At 39.6% G+C, this 18,908-nt stretch carries 13 protein-coding genes; 7 read left to right on the forward strand and 6 right to left on the reverse strand.

Annotated elements, in window-relative coordinates:
• The first annotated feature begins 169 nt into the window (after positions 1-169).
• The 3 genes from HME9304_RS00075 to HME9304_RS00085 all read left to right on the forward strand — a co-directional run bounded on the left by HME9304_RS00075 (position 170) and on the right by HME9304_RS00085 (position 5,752).
• Entirely contained in the window at positions 170-2,398 is a 2,229-nt protein-coding gene (locus tag HME9304_RS00075) for an NADP-dependent isocitrate dehydrogenase (protein WP_112376646.1), read from the forward strand.
• An 83-nt stretch (positions 2,399-2,481) separates the two neighbouring features.
• The gene (locus HME9304_RS00080; RefSeq protein WP_164674691.1) at positions 2,482-3,291 is read left to right on the forward strand and encodes a DUF4249 family protein; all 810 of its coding nucleotides are present in this window, start codon (positions 2,482-2,484) and stop codon (positions 3,289-3,291) included.
• 46 nt (positions 3,292-3,337) lie between these two features.
• Complete coding sequence (locus HME9304_RS00085; protein WP_112379676.1) at positions 3,338-5,752, forward strand: TonB-dependent receptor; 2,415 nt, start codon at positions 3,338-3,340, stop codon at positions 5,750-5,752.
• A 144-nt stretch (positions 5,753-5,896) separates the two neighbouring features.
• Here the strand turns inward: HME9304_RS00085 and HME9304_RS00090 are convergent, their stop codons facing one another.
• Complete coding sequence (locus tag HME9304_RS00090) at positions 5,897-7,228, reverse strand: GntP family permease (RefSeq protein ID WP_112376648.1); 1,332 nt, start codon at positions 7,226-7,228, stop codon at positions 5,897-5,899.
• Between the two features lie 56 nt (positions 7,229-7,284).
• On the opposite strand from HME9304_RS00090, the gene HME9304_RS00095 reads away from it, so the two are divergent.
• The gene (locus HME9304_RS00095; protein ID WP_112376649.1) at positions 7,285-7,518 is read left to right on the forward strand and encodes a DUF6095 family protein; all 234 of its coding nucleotides are present in this window, start codon (positions 7,285-7,287) and stop codon (positions 7,516-7,518) included.
• Here HME9304_RS00095 and HME9304_RS00100 read toward each other — a convergent pair.
• A complete protein-coding gene (locus HME9304_RS00100) occupies positions 7,515-8,195 on the reverse strand; it encodes a DUF4294 domain-containing protein (RefSeq protein WP_112376650.1) in 681 nt (226 codons plus the stop codon). The two genes, HME9304_RS00095 and HME9304_RS00100, sit on opposite strands and share 4 nt — an antisense overlap.
• A 102-nt stretch (positions 8,196-8,297) precedes the next feature.
• Between HME9304_RS00100 and HME9304_RS00105 the strand changes: the two genes are divergently transcribed.
• On the forward strand, positions 8,298-9,386 hold the full coding sequence (locus tag HME9304_RS00105; protein ID WP_112376651.1) for a M42 family metallopeptidase: 1,089 nt from the start codon (positions 8,298-8,300) through the stop codon (positions 9,384-9,386).
• Between the two features lie 118 nt (positions 9,387-9,504).
• Positions 9,505-10,044 carry an NUDIX hydrolase gene (locus HME9304_RS00110; RefSeq protein ID WP_112376652.1) on the forward strand — a complete coding sequence of 180 codons (540 nt, stop codon included), beginning with the start codon at positions 9,505-9,507 and terminating at the stop codon, positions 10,042-10,044.
• Here HME9304_RS00110 and hisS read toward each other — a convergent pair.
• The gene (gene hisS, locus HME9304_RS00115) at positions 10,033-11,415 is read right to left on the reverse strand and encodes a histidine--tRNA ligase (protein WP_112376653.1); all 1,383 of its coding nucleotides are present in this window, start codon (positions 11,413-11,415) and stop codon (positions 10,033-10,035) included. The two genes, HME9304_RS00110 and hisS, sit on opposite strands and share 12 nt — an antisense overlap.
• A 461-nt stretch (positions 11,416-11,876) precedes the next feature.
• Between hisS and HME9304_RS00120 the strand changes: the two genes are divergently transcribed.
• Complete coding sequence (locus HME9304_RS00120) at positions 11,877-12,539, forward strand: collagen-like triple helix repeat-containing protein (protein ID WP_123877292.1); 663 nt, start codon at positions 11,877-11,879, stop codon at positions 12,537-12,539.
• Between the two features lie 347 nt (positions 12,540-12,886).
• On the opposite strand, the gene HME9304_RS00125 is transcribed toward HME9304_RS00120, so the two are convergent.
• From HME9304_RS00125 to HME9304_RS00135, 3 genes are all read right to left on the reverse strand, one after another.
• Positions 12,887-13,357 carry a DUF6495 family protein gene (locus HME9304_RS00125; RefSeq protein WP_112376655.1) on the reverse strand — a complete coding sequence of 157 codons (471 nt, stop codon included), beginning with the start codon at positions 13,355-13,357 and terminating at the stop codon, positions 12,887-12,889.
• Between the two features lie 156 nt (positions 13,358-13,513).
• On the reverse strand, positions 13,514-16,807 hold the full coding sequence (locus HME9304_RS00130; RefSeq protein WP_112376656.1) for a T9SS type A sorting domain-containing protein: 3,294 nt from the start codon (positions 16,805-16,807) through the stop codon (positions 13,514-13,516).
• A 9-nt stretch (positions 16,808-16,816) separates the two neighbouring features.
• Positions 16,817-18,907, reverse strand: a complete 2,091-nt coding sequence (locus tag HME9304_RS00135) for a fibronectin type III domain-containing protein (RefSeq protein WP_112376657.1) — start codon at positions 18,905-18,907, stop codon at positions 16,817-16,819.
• Position 18,908 lies beyond the last annotated feature (1 nt).

Here is an 18,908-nt window from a genome sequence, read left to right on the forward strand (position 1 = left end):
ACTTTACGGTAACGTAGAGTAAAATCTTTTAGCTCTTTTCAGAAAGCCATATCAATGTTTACACATAGATATGGCTTTTGTTTTTTCCGACACCCCGTAAAATCACACTTTTTAGTGAAATCGCCACGACCATAAATTGTATATTTGCTCCGCTCAAATAAAAACCTGAATGGCTAAGATTTTTTACACAAAAACTGACGAAGCGCCAGCCTTGGCAACATTATCTTTTTTACCCATAATAAAAGCATTTACTGATACTGCAGATATTAGTATAGAAACCAAGAATATTTCACTTGCAAGTAGAATAGCCGCTGTATTTCCAGAATTTTTGAATGATGATCAGCAAATACCGGATGATTTGTCCAAATTGGGAGATTTAGTCAAAAATCCTGAAGCAAACATTATTAAGCTACCAAATATAAGTGCTTCCGTACCCCAATTGAAAGAAGCAATCGAAGAACTTCAGGAAAAAGGTTATGATGTACCGGACTATCCTGACGAGCCGAATACCGAGAACGAAAGGACAGTAAAAGCAAGATACAATAAAATAAAGGGAAGTGCCGTAAACCCAGTTCTCCGCGAAGGAAACTCAGATAGAAGAGCACCAAAGGCCATAAAAAATTATGCCAAAAAGAATCCACATACCATGGGGGAATGGTCGCCAGAGTCCAAAACCCATGTAGCCACCATGTCCAAAGGCGACTTTAAGAGCAATGAAAAGTCGTTGACCATGAAAAGTGCAGATGACATTTGTATAGAGCATATAGATTCCCATGGCAACAAGACAATACTCAAAGAAAAAGTATCACTTCAAAAAAATGAAGTCATCGATGCTACTGTAATGAGCAAAGAAGCATTGGTCGATTTTTTTACGCAGGAAATCAATAGTGCCAAAGCTAATGACCTGTTGCTTTCGCTTCATTTTAAAGCAACAATGATGAAGGTTTCCGATCCCATCATTTTTGGATATGCCCTAAAGACCTATTTTTCGGATGTTTTCGAAAAGTATGGCGAAGCTTTTGAAGATTTGGGTATCGATGCCAATAATGGGCTAGAAAGTATATACGGGAAATTACACAAATTGCCTGAAAAAAAACGTGCTGAAATTGAAAATGCCATAGCGCAAGACATTGAAAATGGCCCAGATCTGGCCATGGTAAATTCAGACAAGGGAATCACCAACCTTCACGTTCCCAGTGATATCATCATCGATGCATCCATGCCCGCAATGATACGGAACTCTGGAAAAATGTGGGACAAGAATGGAGAATTAAAAGATACCAAAGCTATTATACCCGATAGTAGCTACGCAGGGATTTATCAAGCGACCATTGATTTTTGTAAGGAAAACGGTGCATTTGATCCCACTACCATGGGTACTGTTCCCAATGTTGGCCTTATGGCCCAAAAAGCCGAGGAATACGGGTCGCATGATAAAACATTTGAAATTCAAGAATCAGGTAAAGTACTCGTTGTGAGCATGAACAGCGATAAAATTTTGCTTGAGCATAAAGTTGAACAAGGTGATATTTGGAGAATGTGCCAAGTAAAGGATGCACCTATCCAAGATTGGGTAAAATTGGCAGTTGCCAGGGCACGGGCAACAAATACTCCAGCTGTGTTTTGGCTGGACAGTGAAAGGGCACATGATGCCGAACTGATTACAAAAGTCAATAAATACTTGAAACAGCATGATACAGAAGGATTGGATATTCGTATCCTATCCCCTATTGATGCCACTAAGTTCACTTTAAAACGCATTAAGGACGGTAAGGATACAATTTCTGTATCTGGGAATGTTTTGCGTGACTACCTTACCGATTTGTTCCCTATTTTGGAAGTAGGTACAAGTGCCAAAATGCTGTCCATCGTTCCCTTAATGAATGGCGGTGGCCTTTTTGAAACTGGAGCAGGTGGATCTGCACCAAAACATGTAGAACAGTTTCTAGAAGAAGGACATCTACGTTGGGATTCACTTGGCGAGTTTTTAGCGCTAGGGGTTTCATTGGAACATTACGGAGAAAAGTTCCAAAATAAAAAAGCATTGGTGCTGGCTGAAGCGTTGGATAAAGCAACTGAAAAGTTCTTGGACAACAACAAGTCTCCATCAAGGAAAGTAAATGAACTCGATACACGTGGCAGTCACTTTTACTTGTCTTTATATTGGGCAGAACAATTGGCAAAACAAAACGAAAATAAAGAGCTCAAAACTATTTTTACCAAAGCTTATAATCTGCTTGCTGTAAACGAAACTAAAATCACCAATGAATTAATAGATGCACAAGGAGCTCCCATGGATATTGGCGGATATTATTTACCAAATCCAGATTTGGCATCCAAAGCAATGCGACCGAGTGAAACATTCAATAAAATCTTGGATAAGATTGGCCAATCCTAGGTTTTAGGATTAAGAAACTGTTAAACCGTCTCTTTTATTTCAATCATTGTCTATTTTAGACTTCAATACCTTAATACTAAATTTTGAAAAACGGCTTACGTATTCTCCTCTCCCTCTTTCTGTTCATTGGCTGTGAGGAAACAATCGACCTGGATTTACCCTCATCAGAACCAAAATTGGTCATAGACGCAATAATTGGTTTCAATCAAAATGATGGCGATCCTATTACTATTGGACAAGTAAAACTTACGCTGAGTGCACCATTCCTTCAAGAAGAAATACCTCCCGCCGAAAATGCAACCGTAGAAATTATTGATGAAGAATCAGGACAAACATTTCCTTTGGAAGAAAGTGATGCCGGTGTTTTTATTGATGGTTTTCCAGAACTGGAGTTCAATAGAGACTATACTTTAGTAGTGAATTATGGAGGTGATACCTATACCGCAACGCAACAATTGAACAACTCGCCTCCCATCAATAGCGTAGAACAAGGTGATGGTTTTTTGTTTGATGAAGAGGAAGAAACCGAGGTAATCATAGCCTTTACCGACTTACCGAACGAACTCAACTTCTATCTGTTTTCATTTGGTTTTGATAATTTTCTGGTAGTGGAAGATGAATTTTTTGAAGATAGCAATATTACATTTTCATATTTCTACGAAGATGTTGAACCAGGTGACTTGCTCACGATTACTATTTTAGGCATCGACAAAGAATTTGGAACCTATATTGATCTTGCGCTGGATCAATCCGGGGAGAACGGGGGCGGCCCCTTTGCAACACCACCAGCTACAGTTAGAGGTAATATTATAAATACGACCACCCCAGATAATTTCCCTTTTGGATATTTTGCCCTAAGTGAATTTGATACAGAATTACTGACCGTTGAATGAAATCCTACCAGAGCATTTTTCCTATCGACTTATTTCATTCAATACTATGAAAAAAAATATAATATCACTAAGACGCCTTCTATTCATTGTACTATCTGTTGTCAGTTTAATGTCGCTGCAAGCACAAGAAAGGTTCACCTTGAGCGGTACAATTTCAGAGGCTAGCAGTAATGAGACACTGATTGGTGTCACTATAGCCTTCCCTAGCCTGAAAACAGGCGTAACCACCAATGAGTATGGCTTCTATTCCATTACATTGCCCAAAGGTGAATATGATATTATAGTAAGTTATTTGGGTTTTGAGGAAATCAGGGAGACCATCGACCTAAATTTAAATATCAAAAGGGATTTTGAACTTTTTGAGGAAGCAGAACAACTGGAAGAGGTTGTTGTAACAGAAAATCCTGAACGGTTGGACATCAAAAAACCTCAAATGAGCGTCAATACTTTGGCCGTGCAGACCATTAAACAGATACCGGTAGTATTGGGCGAGGCGGATGTTATAAAGTCGTTGTTGTTGCTTCCTGGCGTATCCAATGCAGGCGAAGCCTCATCAGGGTTTAACGTAAGGGGCGGTGCTGCTGACCAGAATCTAATATTGTTGGATGAGGCCATAGTGTTCAATTCCTCCCACCTTTTCGGTTTCTTTTCAGTTTTCAATCCAGATGCAATTAAAGATGTAAAACTGTTCAAGGGAGGAATTCCTGCAAGATACGGTGGACGGGTTTCATCAGTACTGGAAATATTTCAAAAAGAAGGAAACAGCAAGGAAGTAAAGGTCAATGGAGGGATAGGCGCTGTTGCCAGTAGATTATTGATAGAAGGGCCTATAATCAAGGACAGGACAGCTTTTTTGGCTGGGGGCAGAGCTTCATACGCACACCTTTTCCTTCCGCTCTTTGACATTGATAATAAGGCATATTTCTACGATTTAAATACCAAAATAAACCATAAAATAAACGATCGGAACAGTATTTTCCTTTCAGGTTACTTTGGAAGGGACCTTTTTAGTATTAACGAAAGTTTTGTGAATACGTATGGTAATGCCGTTGGAAACTTAAGATGGAATCATTTGTTTTCCAATAAACTATTTTCAAATCTATCCATTATCTATTCCGATTATTATTACGGTCTTGAATTGGATTTTGTTGGATTTGAATGGGATTCGGGAATCCAGAATTTCAATTTAAAGTATGACTTAAAGCATTACATCAACGATAAGTTTCAGGTTAACTATGGCTTGAACAATATTTACTATGTGTTCAATCCTGGTGAGATTAAGCCCAATAGGGAAGACTCTGGAATAGTAGAGGGCCAACTCACCAAAAAATACGCAAACGAAGCTGCAGCCTATGTAGATGTTCAACATAATGTTACAGAAAGATTAAGTCTTAACTATGGACTGAGAGTAAGTCATTTTAACCGGCTGGGGCAGGACGAGTTCTTTGTTTATGAAAATGACAATGCCGTTGTTTTTGACCCTTCCATTTCTATATATAGAGAAGGAACGCCCATAGACACTATAAATTCTGGCAGGAGCAATACTTTGGATACCTTCACCAATCTAGAACCGAGGGTATCTTTATCCTATAATTTTAACGGAAAAAGTTCGGTTAAGGCCAGTTATACCCGCCTTGCCCAATATTTACACCTCTTATCCAATACCAACTCTCCTACTCCCTTGGATGTTTGGACGCCCAGTGGTCCGTTTGTGGAACCACAACTATTGGATCAGTATGCCTTGGGTTATTTTAAGAACATAAAAGATGGCGAATTCTCATTGGAGACCGAGGTGTTCTATAAACATATTGATAATAGAATCGATTACATAGATGGAGCCAACCTCATTGCCAATGATGCCATTGAACAGGTTATTTTGAATGGTGAAGCAAGGGCTTACGGTTTGGAATTATTGCTCCGAAAAAACGAGGGCCGCCTAAAAGGTTGGTTGGCCTATACCCTATCAAAATCCGAACAACGGACCCCTGGCAGAACACCAACTGCCGACAATGGCATATCCCCTTTGGAAACGGGAATCAATTCTGGAAATTGGTACAATACCCCATATGATAAAACCCATGATATATCCGTGTTTGGCAGTTTTGATTTGAACGAGAAATGGAACTTCAATGCAAATTTTGTTTTTCAAACAGGCCAGCCGACAAATTATCCTCTTGGTCAATTTGAATTCCAGGGTATCACGATTCCATTTTTTGGAGAACGAAACGTAGAAAGACTTCCCGCGTATCATAGATTGGATATTTCTGCTACGCTAACACCAAAAAAAAATAGAGGTAGGAGATTAAAATCTGAATGGGTATTCAGTATTTACAATGCTTACAATCGTATGAATGCAGCTTCCATAAACTTCAGGGAAAATGAGGACAGCGGAAGAAATGAAGCATTACGGACTTCTATATTCGGAATCATTCCCGCCGTGACCTATAATTTTAAATTTTGACGATTATTTTTTTTATAATCAAACTCTTATGCCATTCCGAATTTATTTTGGAATCCAATTATTATGGTATTTGAACGTTTATCATGAAAATCCGAAACAAGTTCAGGCTGATAAATTTTATGTGACCCATCAGATAACTTTTCTTCAAAATATCTGGTATAGCACTAGAATCATTAAAAGTCCTACAACTCCCTGAAAAAATGTCCCTAATGTATGCCCTTTCAAAGCTGTTTTAACATTCATGTCCGAAAACTGCGACACCACCCAAAAATAGCTGTCGTTGATATGGGACACTGTCATTGCCCCTGCACCAATGGCGAGGACGGCAAATGCCTTATCAATAATCACTGTTAAACCAAAAGTTTCCAACAAGGGGGCTATAATTGCCGAAGTTGTTATAATCGCCACTGTAGAAGAACCTTGTGCAGTTTTAAGAACCATCGCGATGGTAAATGCAATTAATAGACCTCCAATTCCCGAACTCGATTCAAGTTGAACAAAAGAGGCAATGTCTATCGTTCTTAAAATAGCCCCAAAAGCACCACCTGCGCCCGTTATCAAAACTATGGCCCCAGCTTGTTTAAAAGCCTCCCCTACCCAACTTTCCTTTTTCTTGGAGGATACTTTTCTGCCGAGTAAAAAAGCGAACAGTACGCCCACTAGCAAAGCAATGATTGGATTTCCCAAAAAATCAAATATTTTAAAAGCATAGCCTTGCCCCAAAGGATTGGAGGGGTAATTAGCGATTGATTTCATGGCAATCAAGACAATCGGGGCCAATAGTGGCAAAAATGCCTGAATGGGTTTAATACCGTAATCTTCCTCTTCGTCCCCTTTAACTATAGTTTGCACTTTATTTTCTATAAGTTCTTGCCTTAAGGATTTACCAATAAACCTGGCCCAGAAATATCCCGTTAATGATACTGGGATTGACACCAACAATCCAAAAATCAATACCATTCCCAAATCAGCTTCTAAAATTGCCGCTGCCGCCAAAGGTCCAGGCGTTGGGGGAACAAATACATGCGCCGCGTACAATCCCGTTGCCAACGATATGGCGAAAACCAAAACGGGAATACCCGTTTTCTTGCTCATGGCCTTGTTCAATGACGATAAGATTATAAACCCGGAGTCGCAAAAAACAGGGATGGAGATAATGTACCCTGCCAAGTTCATTGCCAGTGGGGACCTTTTCAATCCTACAAGTTTCAATACATAATTGGCCAATACTTTGGTACTGCCCGTTTTTTCCAAATATATACCGATAACTGTTCCAAAAGCAATAACCAAGGCGATGCTGGAAAGTGTTTTTCCAAATCCATCACCAATGGTGAGCATAATCTCTTTTGGCGAAAGCCCCAACAAAAACCCGGTAGTGATTGCAGCAACGGTCAAAGAAAATATGGGATGCATCTTAAACCTTACCGTAGCAAGAATGATAAAGCATATAACCAAACCTAATATAAGTAGTTCCATAATATCTTTTTGGCAGGAAGAATTAAATATAAACCATTATTCTTATTTTAGCGTTCATGCACACGAACAAAGAACTTTTGGTCAAAGGTTTAAAATTTATAGGCTATACGGTCGCATTTATGTTTTTGGCACCCTTTGTTATCTCACAAGCTTTTAAAAATGTAGATCACCCCGCCTATATTCCCGTTTTGGTCATTGGTCTGTTACTGGCAATGACCGCAATTGGTTTAGGCTTTTATACCATTAAAGTTTTTATGGACGCACTTTTTGGAAAGAAACCCAAAGGCTAGTTGCTCTTATCTGGACGATTCTTCCATTTATTGCTCAATTCAGCATAATCATAATCAAGAACAGATTCTTGTCGCTCCAGTTTTTCAGATGCGAATGCGCGTTGTAAAATATCTTCAATAAGATAATCTTCATGAATGCGCTCTGGATGAAATTCTTCTTTTATACTGATTTTAAAGGCTTTTGCTGTAGTATTGTACCAAAATGCACGCCAACCGCTACGCAATTCCTTCACTAAGTTGAAAGCAGTTTTACCCGTCTGGCGATAAATCAATTTAATCAAGATTTGTCCTTCGGTACGGGTCAATTTCTTCAATTTGGCAGAAAACTCTCCTTCAATGTATTTTTGTACCTCTTTTGTATATTTTTTTCGGTGTCTTTTCTTTTTTATTTTTGCCAAACTGTCATTCAACTCTACCAATCGTTCCGCAGCCATTTTTGCATATGGATAGACTTTTAAGGTCTTGCGCCTAAGAATGTAATATCGAAGTTTTTCTTTCCTACTTGCAAATTCCAGTCTACCAAATAAATAAACTTCATCCAATTCAATGGAACTATGTAAAATCGAATCCCCTTCGAACCTAACATAATAATCCGCAACCGAATCTTTTTCAACCTCTTGGGAAAAACCTAGGGCAAAGACCATCGAAAAAAATATAACAATGTTATAACGAAACATTCAAAGTATTTTACAAAAGTCTTGCCAAAATTAAGGATAAACCTAGTATTTGTCTATTAAATAAAAGTGAATATCATTATGTTTGTGGACTAAAATATATAAATGGCAGCTTCAAAAATCCTAACATCCAAGTCTCTTAAATTCTTTGAAAAGTATTTAAACAATGCTTCTCCTACGGGTTATGAATGGGAAGGGCAAAAAATTTGGATGGACTATTTAAAGCCCTATGTTGATGATTTTATTACGGATACTTACGGAACTGCAGTAGGAGTCATCAACCCTGATGCCAAATACAAAGTCGTTATTGAAGGGCATTCCGACGAAATCTCTTGGTATGTCAACTATATAACGGACAATGGACTTTTATATGTAATCCGTAATGGAGGTAGCGACCATCAAATTGCACCTTCCAAGTGGGTGAACATCCATACTAAAAATGGGATTGTTAAAGGTGTTTTTGGTTGGCCCGCCATCCATACGAGAAATAGAAGCAAAGAAGAACCGCCCAAGCTTGACAATATTTTCATAGATATAGGCGCTAAAGACAAAGACGAAGTCAAAAAAATGGGGGTACACGTAGGTTGCGTTATAACTTATCCCGACGAATTTCAAGTGTTGAATAAAGATAAATTTGTTTGTCGTGCCATTGATAACAGAGCTGGCGGTTTTATGATAGCCGAAGTTGCTCGGTTATTGCATGAAAATAAGAAGACGTTACCGTTTGGATTATATATAACCAATTCTGTACAGGAAGAAATAGGACTACGTGGCGCAGAAATGATTACCCAGACCATAAAGCCCAATGTAGCCATTATAACAGATGTTTGCCACGACACGACTACCCCCATGATCGAAAAGAAAAAAGAGGGTGAAACCGCTATGGGTTCAGGACCCGTAATTTCCTATGCCCCTGCCGTACAGAATAAACTTAGGGAACGCATCATAGAAACTGCGGAAGCCAAAAAAATCCCTTTTCAACGTTTGGCTGCGTCACGTGCTACAGGAACTGATACGGATGCGTTTGCTTATAGCAATGGAGGTGTGGCTTCGGCATTGATTTCCTTACCGTTACGTTACATGCATACTACGGTGGAAATGGTTCATAAAGATGATGTTGAAAATGTTATTCAATTGATTTATGAAACATTGTTGAACATTAAAGAGGGGGAGAGTTTTAGTTATTTTGATTAAAACGTTTCTATCTTTTGGAATATCGCCCATATTTTTGCCATGAAGTACTAATACTTCAATTCCAGTCAGTAAATATATCTCGACTGCGCTCGATATGACAAGTTAAGTGTACAAAATTATGGATGAACTAGTGGACGTTCTAGATGAAAAAGGGAGGCTTACCGGGGAATCTTGTTTAAAATCCAAAGTGCATGAAAAGGGGTTCTACCACCCAACTGTTCATGTTTGGTGTTATACTAAAGATGGACTAGTTTTATTGCAGCGTAGAGGCAGTTCCAAAAAATCCTTTCCGTTAAAATGGGATATCTCCGTAGCCGGACATGTTGGCGCTGGAGAATCTCTTGAAAATGCTGCAGTTCGAGAGGTGTATGAGGAAATAGGTGTTGAAATTGCTCCATCGGAACTGATAAAAATCGGAGTCTTCAAAACGGAACACAAACATTCACAAACGTTTTTGGACCGAGAATTCAACCACACCTATCTATGTCAATTAGACGCCAAGACAAAATTACAAAAACAAATTTCCGAAGTAGAGGATTTAAAATGGTTCGCTTTAAATCATTTTAAAGAATGGATTAATCAAAATTATCCAGACTTGGTGCCCAATAGCAATGGTCGCTATGAAAAAGTAATCCAAGAAATAGCGTCAAGACTTTAAATCCTGAACAAAAGCTTCGGGATTTTGCAAAACGTAGGTGGTTTGTTTTCCGCTCGACATATTTTTAACCACAAATTGACCTTCGGACAGTTCTTTATCCCCCAATAAAATCACATAGGGTACACCCCTGCGGTCAGCATATTTAAATTGTTTCTGGACTTTGGCTGAAGAGGGGTACAAATCTGCTCTGATTCCCAAGCTTCGCAGTTGGGATACCAACTTGAGAGCTGCTTTGCCCTCAGCTTCTCCAAAATTCAAGCAAAGTACGTCTAAAGAAACTGATATCTCATCAGGAAATAGCTCCAATTCTTCCATTACCAGATATATACGGTCCAGACCAAAAGAAATGCCTACACCACTAACATCCTTTAAACCAAAAATACCCGTTAGATTATCGTATCGTCCACCACCACCTATGGAACCCATGTCAACACCTTTAGGAGCGCTGACTTCAAAAATAGCTCCTGTATAATAGTTCAGTCCACGTGCTAAAGTAACATCTAACTGTAATTTGGCCGTTTGTAAGCCGAGGTCTTCTACATGTTTTACAATGTGCTCCAATTCGGCAACACCGCTCATTCCTATTTCTGATTTGGAAAGTAATGATTTTAACTGCTCCAATTGTGTTTCGCTGGAGCCAGACATGGTAAATAACGGAGATGCTCTTTCAATTGAATTTTCTGAAACCCCCTTGGACAACATTTCCCTCTTAACGCCGTCCTCCCCTATTTTATCCAATTTATCCAAAGCAACCGTAAAGTCAATCAATAAATGTTTTGCACCAATTACCTCTGCAATACCAGATAATACTTTTCGATTATTGATTTTAATGGTCGTGCCAACAAGCTTTAAATCCGAAAAAATAGCATCGTATAATTGTACCAATTCCGTTTCCTGTAGTAAAGAGTCCGAACCTACTATATCGGCATCGCATTGATAAAATTCGCGAAAACGTCCTTTTTGGGGTCTATCCGCTCTCCAAACGGGTTGGATCTGATAACGCTTAAAGGGGAAATCGATTTCATTTTGGTGCATGACAACATAGCGTGCAAAAGGTACTGTAAGATCGTAGCGGAGTGCTTTTTCGGAGATTTTGGGTATTAGGGAGGATGATTTTTTTGAACTGTAGGTAACATCATCAACTTTGGAAATAAAATCCCCTGAATTCAAAATCTTAAAAATCAAACGATCACCTTCTTCTCCATATTTCCCCATCAGGGTTTCCGAATTTTCAAAAGATGGGGTCTCTATTGGCTGAAATCCAAAAACCTCAAAATGTTTTTTTATGGTTTCCATGATATAAGTACGCTTGGCGACTTCTGTTGGAGAAAAATCCCTTGTTCCCTTGGGTATGGATGGTTTTTGTGGCATGTTTTCTAATTGTGGTGCAAATATACGTTGTATGGTGAATTTAACTTAGGACTTCTTGACTGTCAGTCCAATTATAACCTTAAAAATGGTATTAAAAATGATAAAACTAATTAGCCAATAATCTGATCGAATCATCAATACATTTTATAATTAGAGATTATGAAATTTCACCAAGAGATTGAAGGTATATAGTGTATGTCATTTCCCTAAGCTTTTAATGCCATCACATACTATATTAAATGGAGTCAAAAAGGTTAGCCGAGTGATAAAAAAAAATTAAAACATCCTACTACTCTACTACTATAACAGAACATCCATGATAAAATAAAAACCGTTTACAGGACCTTGAGTCCAATCAAACATTCAAGACCGTCAATTCAAAACGTACATCCGTCAATTCTTGTTAAGTTTTGTAATAATTACTTTTTAGTATTATGCTGCAAATCGATAAAATAAGAAAAATGAGATTCAAATTATTTTTAGGACTATGTTTTATAACTAGTTTATTCTTTATGTCATGTTCTGGCGAAGATGGTGAACAAGGTATTCAGGGAAAACAAGGTGAAACAGGACAGCAGGGTGAAGCAGGACTTGATGGTGAAACAGGACCGCCAGTTACGTTTTATTTTGAAGACTTTGAGGGACTATCTGACGATATTCCACCCATAGAATTTGTTCAAAGTGAAAATAACGATGTTGACTGGTCTGTAGCTATTTTAAACTTTGGTTCTACTTACTCTTTAAATCATTCTTTAGTTAGTGGTGATATAAATGATAATGAAAGCAGTGAAATTTCAATTTCTTTTACGAGCGAGAGTACAAGTTTGATTGAGTTTGATGTGTTCGTTAGATCAGAAGCCGATTCTGATTTTATTCTTTGGTCCCTAAATAATCAAGTAGTTGAAGGCGTTTCGGGATTTCTTTCAAGACCAATAAGAATAAGATTTACAGCAGAAGCAGGTGAAAACGTTTTGACTTTCACTTATGAAAAAGATGAGTTAACATCTGTTGACTTAGATCGGGCTTACGTGGACAATTTATTAATCAATAATGTAGCATCTACAGGAAAGATTAATTTAGGTTTACCAGAATTACCAGAAGGTGCTACTTATTATAACAAATAGAAATATTTTAATAAAATAGTATTCTATTGATCTAAAAAATATCCAACTTTATTAATTTGAAGGGAGCCTTACTGTAGGCTCCTTTTTCTTTTCCTGATATTGATGTCTAGTGCAGAAATAAATCAATAGAAATCTCAAACCAATTAAATTCATCTCAGTTCAATACGTAATAGATTACTAAAAGAAATTATCCTCAGACTAAGCCTACATACCACTAAAAATTCCAAATACCAAACTTCAAAAAAGGTCAACTAAAAATTGTACTAATTAATGCTGTTTATATTGACCATTCTCAACAATTAGAATTAGGCATGTCTCGGACAATTAAATCCTACAAGATTAAAAAATCAGTCTATAATCCGGTCGAACCATTTATATAAATCGCCTTTGGTGATTACGGCTCCTTGCTGAATGAGATCGAACTTATCCAAGTTTTTATCTTCACCGTAGGCTTTCGATGCGGTCAAATATTCCACAAAATCAGATTGAAAGTTACGTTTAAACCAACCAAAGCCTTCGTTAGTGCGCAAATCAATATTGGGATTCATCACTTTTACGGAAAATAACTTCATTTCCTTTTCTTTTAGATGAAACAAGTGCATGTGCAGTTCGGAAATATTCTCTAAATATTCAACCTTGGACAAAACGCCCTCCCAAACCAAATCACTGAATACATCGAGTTCTTCTTCAACAACTTCTGGCTTTTCCTTCTTCAGCGTCTTCCATTCCTCTGCTGTGATGGACTGGGTCGCCAAGAAGTTGATGAATTCAGGATGTAATTCTTCCAATTGCTGCTGTGTCAATCGCATATATTTCATTCTGCAAAAGTAAAAAACCATGAACTTAAAATCCATGGTTTTTCTCAAAGAATGATGTATTTGTTCTTTAAATTGATAGTCTCATAGTTCTCCTTTAGTCCCTCCAAGGGAGGGAAATAATTTTCTTTTGATTAAATTTTATTGGAAGGTAATACACTATTGAAGTATCAATTTCCGTAAAGCCGTTCCATAAGGAGTTTCAAGAACTATAACATATATTCCTGAAGGCAATCCTTCAATATTCATGGGTATATCATAATGTTTGGCCCCGCCGGACTGAGTTTGCAAAATAAGGTTGTTGTTTGCAAAGCCAAAGACCCGAAGACCAATATTCCCGACCTTGCCAAGTTTTATATCCACAGTGAACGCTCCTGTAGTCGGATTGGGATACACGATGAATTCCTCGATACGGTCTTCGTTTCCCGCTGCTTCGGTTTCCCCACCGATAAGCCCATCTTTTTCGAGTACGATAATCTTTTTGGTTCTTTGGGACCAGCAATTATCCTTGAAGACCTTAATGCCAACTTCATACTCTCCCGTGGAGGTGAATCTCAGCTCCAGCTCATCGTTGTCCTGTTTTAGTACCAGGGCCGTCTCGGGCACTGTCCATTCAACAGTTTCAGGAACGGGATAGCTCAGATCCACGGCGACAATGGTCTCGTTTACGAATACCTGGCTGGCCACGGCAAATTCGGCCTGTATTTGATCGGGCAAACCGACAGTAGTGCCCTTCACCAGTTCACAACTGTTATTGTCCCTTATCAAGACGCTGTACTCCCCTGCTTCAAGGTTAAAAAAAGTACTTCCTCCCTGAAAATTTGATCCGCCATCAATGGAATATGTATAGGGTGGCGTACCTCCAAAAGCAGTGATGTCAATAGTTCCCTCATCACCGATAAAACATTCGGTCGGAAAAGGTGTTAAATTGGCACCCAACTTTTGTAAAGGTTCCTTCAAAACGACAATATCGACCACTTCGGAGACAACAGAGTCATCGGTCAGCCGCAAGGTATATGTACCTTCGGTAAGTCCAATAATTGTTGCTGAATTGGGCGCGGAAAATGTGACCTGTCCTTGTTTCTCCCATACATAGTTAAACGGTGGTATACCGGTAACGGAAGCAGTTATGGAACCCGTGGCATCTCCATTACAACTGACATGGGTTGGGGACAGCTCCACAATTTCCAATGGTTCTGGTTCGTAGATAATAATAGGTTCTCCAAGCGAAGCCGAACAACCGTTCGCATCGCTGACCACTACTTGGTAACTTCCTTCGCCCAAGCCCACCAATTCTGTATCGGTGGATTCTGGAGAAGGTACGAACGGTTCCCCGTTTTTTTTCCATTCGTACGTAAAGGGCGGCACCCCGTTTTCTATATTAACGTTAAGAGTGCCATCCTCGGCAGCGTTGATGCTTATGTTGGTTTTGGAAACTTCCTTTACTTCTATTCCCGTTTCGGGTTCGGTCAGGATTATGGGTTCTTCTTCGTTGGTCACCTGGCATTGTCCGTCCGATACAAAATATACGTATTCACCTATGGGCAGATTTTCCTTTAATGCTTCGGTAACTGGACCGTCCAACCAGCTTATTTCATAAGGTCCGCCCGTACCCCCGGATATATTCAGTTGGATACTGCCAAAATCCTCTCCCTTGCAGATACTGTTGCTCTGTACGGCCTCAACCTTCAACAATGGGTTTATATAATCGAATTGATAAAATGCCTCTTCCAGGCCATCACTATTATCGGTAACTGTAACGGAATACATTCCCTGCCCCACTTCGATTGATTTTGTGGTTTCCCCTGTGGACCAGAGATATTCGTAGCCACCATTGGTTCCCCCCGTGGGGTTCGCTTCCAGAATCCCAATGTCCCCTTCGCAGGTTATGGATACGTCTTCTGCTATGAAAACCTCGAGGGGCGGTAGTTCGTTAATAGTAAAATCCTCTTCTTCCGAGGAACAGCCTTGTCCATTGTCGTCGGTAATGATTACGGTATAATCTCCAGGTTCCAGTTCGGTAAGGGACAAGGGGTCGTTAGGAAAAAAGAGTTGACCGTCCTTGGTCCAATCGTATACATAGTTGCCGTTCCCTCCTGAAACTTGTTCCAGTATTATGCTTCCCGTGGGAAGAAAGTTTGGGGGCTCCCCAGCCTGAAAAATTAAATATGAATCCAATTGTGGACTTTCGGCCAAGGCCACAAGCTCGATTTCCAATATACCTGATTGGCAGCCTAGAACATCGGTAACCAATAACGAATAGTTACCCGTGGGCAAGTTGACTGGATTGGCATCGGTAGACCCCTCGGGAAGGTCGAAGGGTTCCCCGTTTCTTTGCCATTCGAAAACGTAGTCGCCATTGCCCCCCGAAAGGTTGGCAACTGTTATCTCCCCGTTAGAAGATCCCGAACATTTGGGGTCGGTCTTATTCAGGTCGAAAGTAATAGGTTCCGGTTCCAAAATGGTTACAGGTGCTTCACCCCCACCAATGGCATCGTTTCCAACTTTCACGATCCACTGCATGGTATACCCCCCAGTCGGCAATCCTGCCTCGGCTTCATAGGTAAGGGTGTTGCCATCGAAATCTGCTTGGGTCAATGGGGGACTGTCATGTACCCCGTCTTCCCCCAACATGAACACAAACTGAATCGATTCCTCTTCGGTCAACGCCCGATCGAAAATTGCGGTAATCCCTCCATCCCCATCGCCATGGCAGGTAACGGGAAGTCCCACAAGGTTGTCTGGAACGTCTGGGTCCAGAACGGGAACGCAGGGAATCAAATCCAGTATGAGAACATCGGAACGGTCTTCAAGGTTGTTCGGGTCATCCGTATATTGAACCTGGATTAACAAATTGTTATAATTATCGATATCTGGGATCTCGGACGGGTCTATTATCGGGTGACTGGGGTTTATACCATATGGCAACAATATCTCATATTCTTCTGTTTCTATATTGAAATATGTCAATGCATATGTCATTTCAACTCCTGTAGCAACTTTTATTTGTGAAGGCTCACAAATATTAATTTGCGTGAGATTAGGATTCCAATCTGCCAAATCACGTAAATAGTTTGCGAAAAAAAATCCACTAAAACCTGGAGCACAACTCCATTCCATAAGTAAAATAGAATCTGTTATACCATTATAAGGAATCATCTCACCACCATCAGTACATATCAACATAACGTCTCCAGAAGTACTAACATAACCAGTAATTTCATTATTGGAAGTATATATATAATCATCCATCATAAGCTCTGGAGCTATATTGGATATCTCTGAATATATGACATGTTGAGGACCAAAAAATTGATTAGCCCAATATTCGATTTGTTGTTGATTTGGTAAACCATGTGCAACTTCATAACGAATTTTATACTTAAATTGACATTTTGCTTCAGTAAGCGTAAAAAAAAGAAATAATAAAGAAATAAAATAAATTCTTTTCATAATCGAATATTAGTAAATTATGAGTGTTTCATTCCAATCACTTGCATCTCCATTCCTAAAAATTACCCGGATACCATAACTGTATGTTGTATTGGGTATCGCTTTTTTGTCCCTAAAACTTTTTGATTCTGTAGGTAGCGTTGCGTAGCGTAAAAAGTCTCCATTTGCTTCTTTTCGAAATATTTGTATTTCCAGTATGTCCGGGTCATTATAGCGCCAGCTTAACTGGATGTGTTTGTTTTCCCTATCCACTTCTGCATACAACCCTTTTACCTTGGACCGCAAAAGCTTTTTTGGAGTGGTGATGGACAACGGTGGCGAGGGCGGACTTTCCAAACCTGTATGGTTAATTGCTGTTATTGTATAGCGATAGGTGATATTGGGGTCAAGTTTAGTGTCCGTAAAAACGGTTGTAGAAATATCATCGGTTTCATAGATGTTCTCCCATAACGTTTCCTTATTGGCATCCAAACGCTTTCTGTACATTGCCTGTCTCACCAAATTTTCTGAAGAACTTGGTATCCAGCGTAACAATATGCTGTCGCCCTTTATTTCATAATCTTTAAAAACGGGACTGGTCGGGGGTATTAGATTGGGAAGTTCCAATACCAAAGTGTCCGATGGTACGGATTCATTATATCTTAGGTCTGAGGCTTTGATTCTGTAATACACCTTTTTGGCAAAGGTTTTTACGTTGATGCTATCCTGAAATCTGGTTTCGCGCAGCTCTTCTTTGGTCAATCTGGTAAACTCTTGATTTTTCCGATTGGCCCTTAATACCGTATAGCCTTTCAAGTCCATTTCGGTATTGGGCTGCCAAGATAACCTAACCACGCCCAAGGTGTCCACAGTGCCAGTTAACCCCAATGGTTTTTCCGGAGGTATGGAATCCACAGGCTGTACCATGGCAGGTGATGAATCTTGATAATCTCCAGCTATTCCGTTGGCCCTTATTTTAAAATAGTTAATTCGTTGTAGTGATGAATACGAATAGTTTCGTTCTTCTTTCCCCAATTCTTGTGCTACGGTTTTATAGGGCCCAATGGCCTTGGTTGCATGAAGTACGTCAAAACCTGTTAATTTCCATGCTTCATCCTTTGGGAAACTCCAATTCAACTTTACCTCTTCTTCAGAAATGATGTTATTGGCCTTGAACTGTGGAGCGGCCAACAGTTCTTTAAAAGCTATTACCGAAATGGTGTCCGACGGCGGACTCATCTCATCGAACAAACTTTTTCCCTTTATTCTATACCAATATTTTTTGTTGTATTCCGGTATGCTGTCCGTATATGAGATTCCCGACACATCAGTAATGGCCAATTTGGTGATGGGCGCATCATTCACTTTGGAAAAGTTTTTTCCGTCTTCCGATCTTTCCAGATTATATGCCGTGTAAAAATCAAAGAGTCCATCATACTCCCAAATCAGGACAAAGGCATTATTGTAATAATATCCTGCAAAATCATATGGTTTGGGTAAGGCCAGTTTTTCAGACGTTGCCATGAGTAAGCCTGCTTCATCCATTTGTATCAGTTCTTCTGGAGCGGCCAGTTTCACGTTGTACAAATATCTTTCGTTCAATTTTACTTCCGTATCCACGAATCCCAATCCGGCATATTGGGCGGCTGTAAAATTCTGGTCCACTGCAAACATGGAAAACCCAAAGCGCTGCTCCAGTTCACTGCTTTCATTGACCACTTTCATGAATAAGTTACTATTTTCCTCGTTTACGCTAAAGCTTTCGCCGTAAATGGCCTGAGCGGCAACTGCTGCCATATCGTTGTCCTGAACCAAAGACTGCCACTCAACCAAAGGCCTGGGTTTAATGGGACCGCCGGTCAATAATTTCTTTATCGGGGTTTTTAAGGGTTTGCCATCCTTGAATATCGTAGCGCGCTCTACTTCATATCCGTACATATTTCCGTATTTCCAGGCCCATTTATCGTCCGTGCCCCAGCGCAAGTAGATAGCACCTTTCTTTGCAAAAGATTTTACGAAAAGCTTGGGATGCTGTATGGAATCCACGGTATCTTGTTGCGACCGACCCCACAAACCGAAAAGAACAAAAAACCATAGTCCGCATGTTTTCTTCAAGCCCATC

It is taken from the genome of Flagellimonas maritima (assembly GCF_003269425.1).
Classification (GTDB): domain Bacteria; phylum Bacteroidota; class Bacteroidia; order Flavobacteriales; family Flavobacteriaceae; genus Flagellimonas; species Flagellimonas maritima.

Excerpts from the sequence above, each read along its gene's own strand:
- HME9304_RS00075 (WP_112376646.1), top strand. The coding sequence starts at position 170 with ATGGCTAAGATTTTTTACACAAAAACTGACGAAGCGCCAGCCTTGGCA.
- HME9304_RS00085 (WP_112379676.1), top strand. The coding sequence starts at position 3,338 with ATGAAAAAAAATATAATATCACTAAGACGCCTTCTATTCATTGTACTA.
- HME9304_RS00090 (WP_112376648.1), bottom strand. The coding sequence starts at position 7,228 with ATGGAACTACTTATATTAGGTTTGGTTATATGCTTTATCATTCTTGCT.
- HME9304_RS00095 (WP_112376649.1), top strand. The coding sequence starts at position 7,285 with ATGCACACGAACAAAGAACTTTTGGTCAAAGGTTTAAAATTTATAGGC.
- HME9304_RS00100 (WP_112376650.1), bottom strand. The coding sequence starts at position 8,195 with ATGTTTCGTTATAACATTGTTATATTTTTTTCGATGGTCTTTGCCCTA.
- HME9304_RS00105 (WP_112376651.1), top strand. The coding sequence starts at position 8,298 with ATGGCAGCTTCAAAAATCCTAACATCCAAGTCTCTTAAATTCTTTGAA.
- HME9304_RS00110 (WP_112376652.1), top strand. The coding sequence starts at position 9,505 with ATGGATGAACTAGTGGACGTTCTAGATGAAAAAGGGAGGCTTACCGGG.
- hisS (WP_112376653.1), bottom strand. The coding sequence starts at position 11,415 with ATGCCACAAAAACCATCCATACCCAAGGGAACAAGGGATTTTTCTCCA.
- HME9304_RS00120 (WP_123877292.1), top strand. The coding sequence starts at position 11,877 with ATGAGATTCAAATTATTTTTAGGACTATGTTTTATAACTAGTTTATTC.
- HME9304_RS00125 (WP_112376655.1), bottom strand. The coding sequence starts at position 13,357 with ATGAAATATATGCGATTGACACAGCAGCAATTGGAAGAATTACATCCT.
- HME9304_RS00130 (WP_112376656.1), bottom strand. The coding sequence starts at position 16,807 with ATGAAAAGAATTTATTTTATTTCTTTATTATTTCTTTTTTTTACGCTT.
- HME9304_RS00135 (WP_112376657.1), bottom strand. The coding sequence starts at position 18,907 with ATGGGCTTGAAGAAAACATGCGGACTATGGTTTTTTGTTCTTTTCGGT.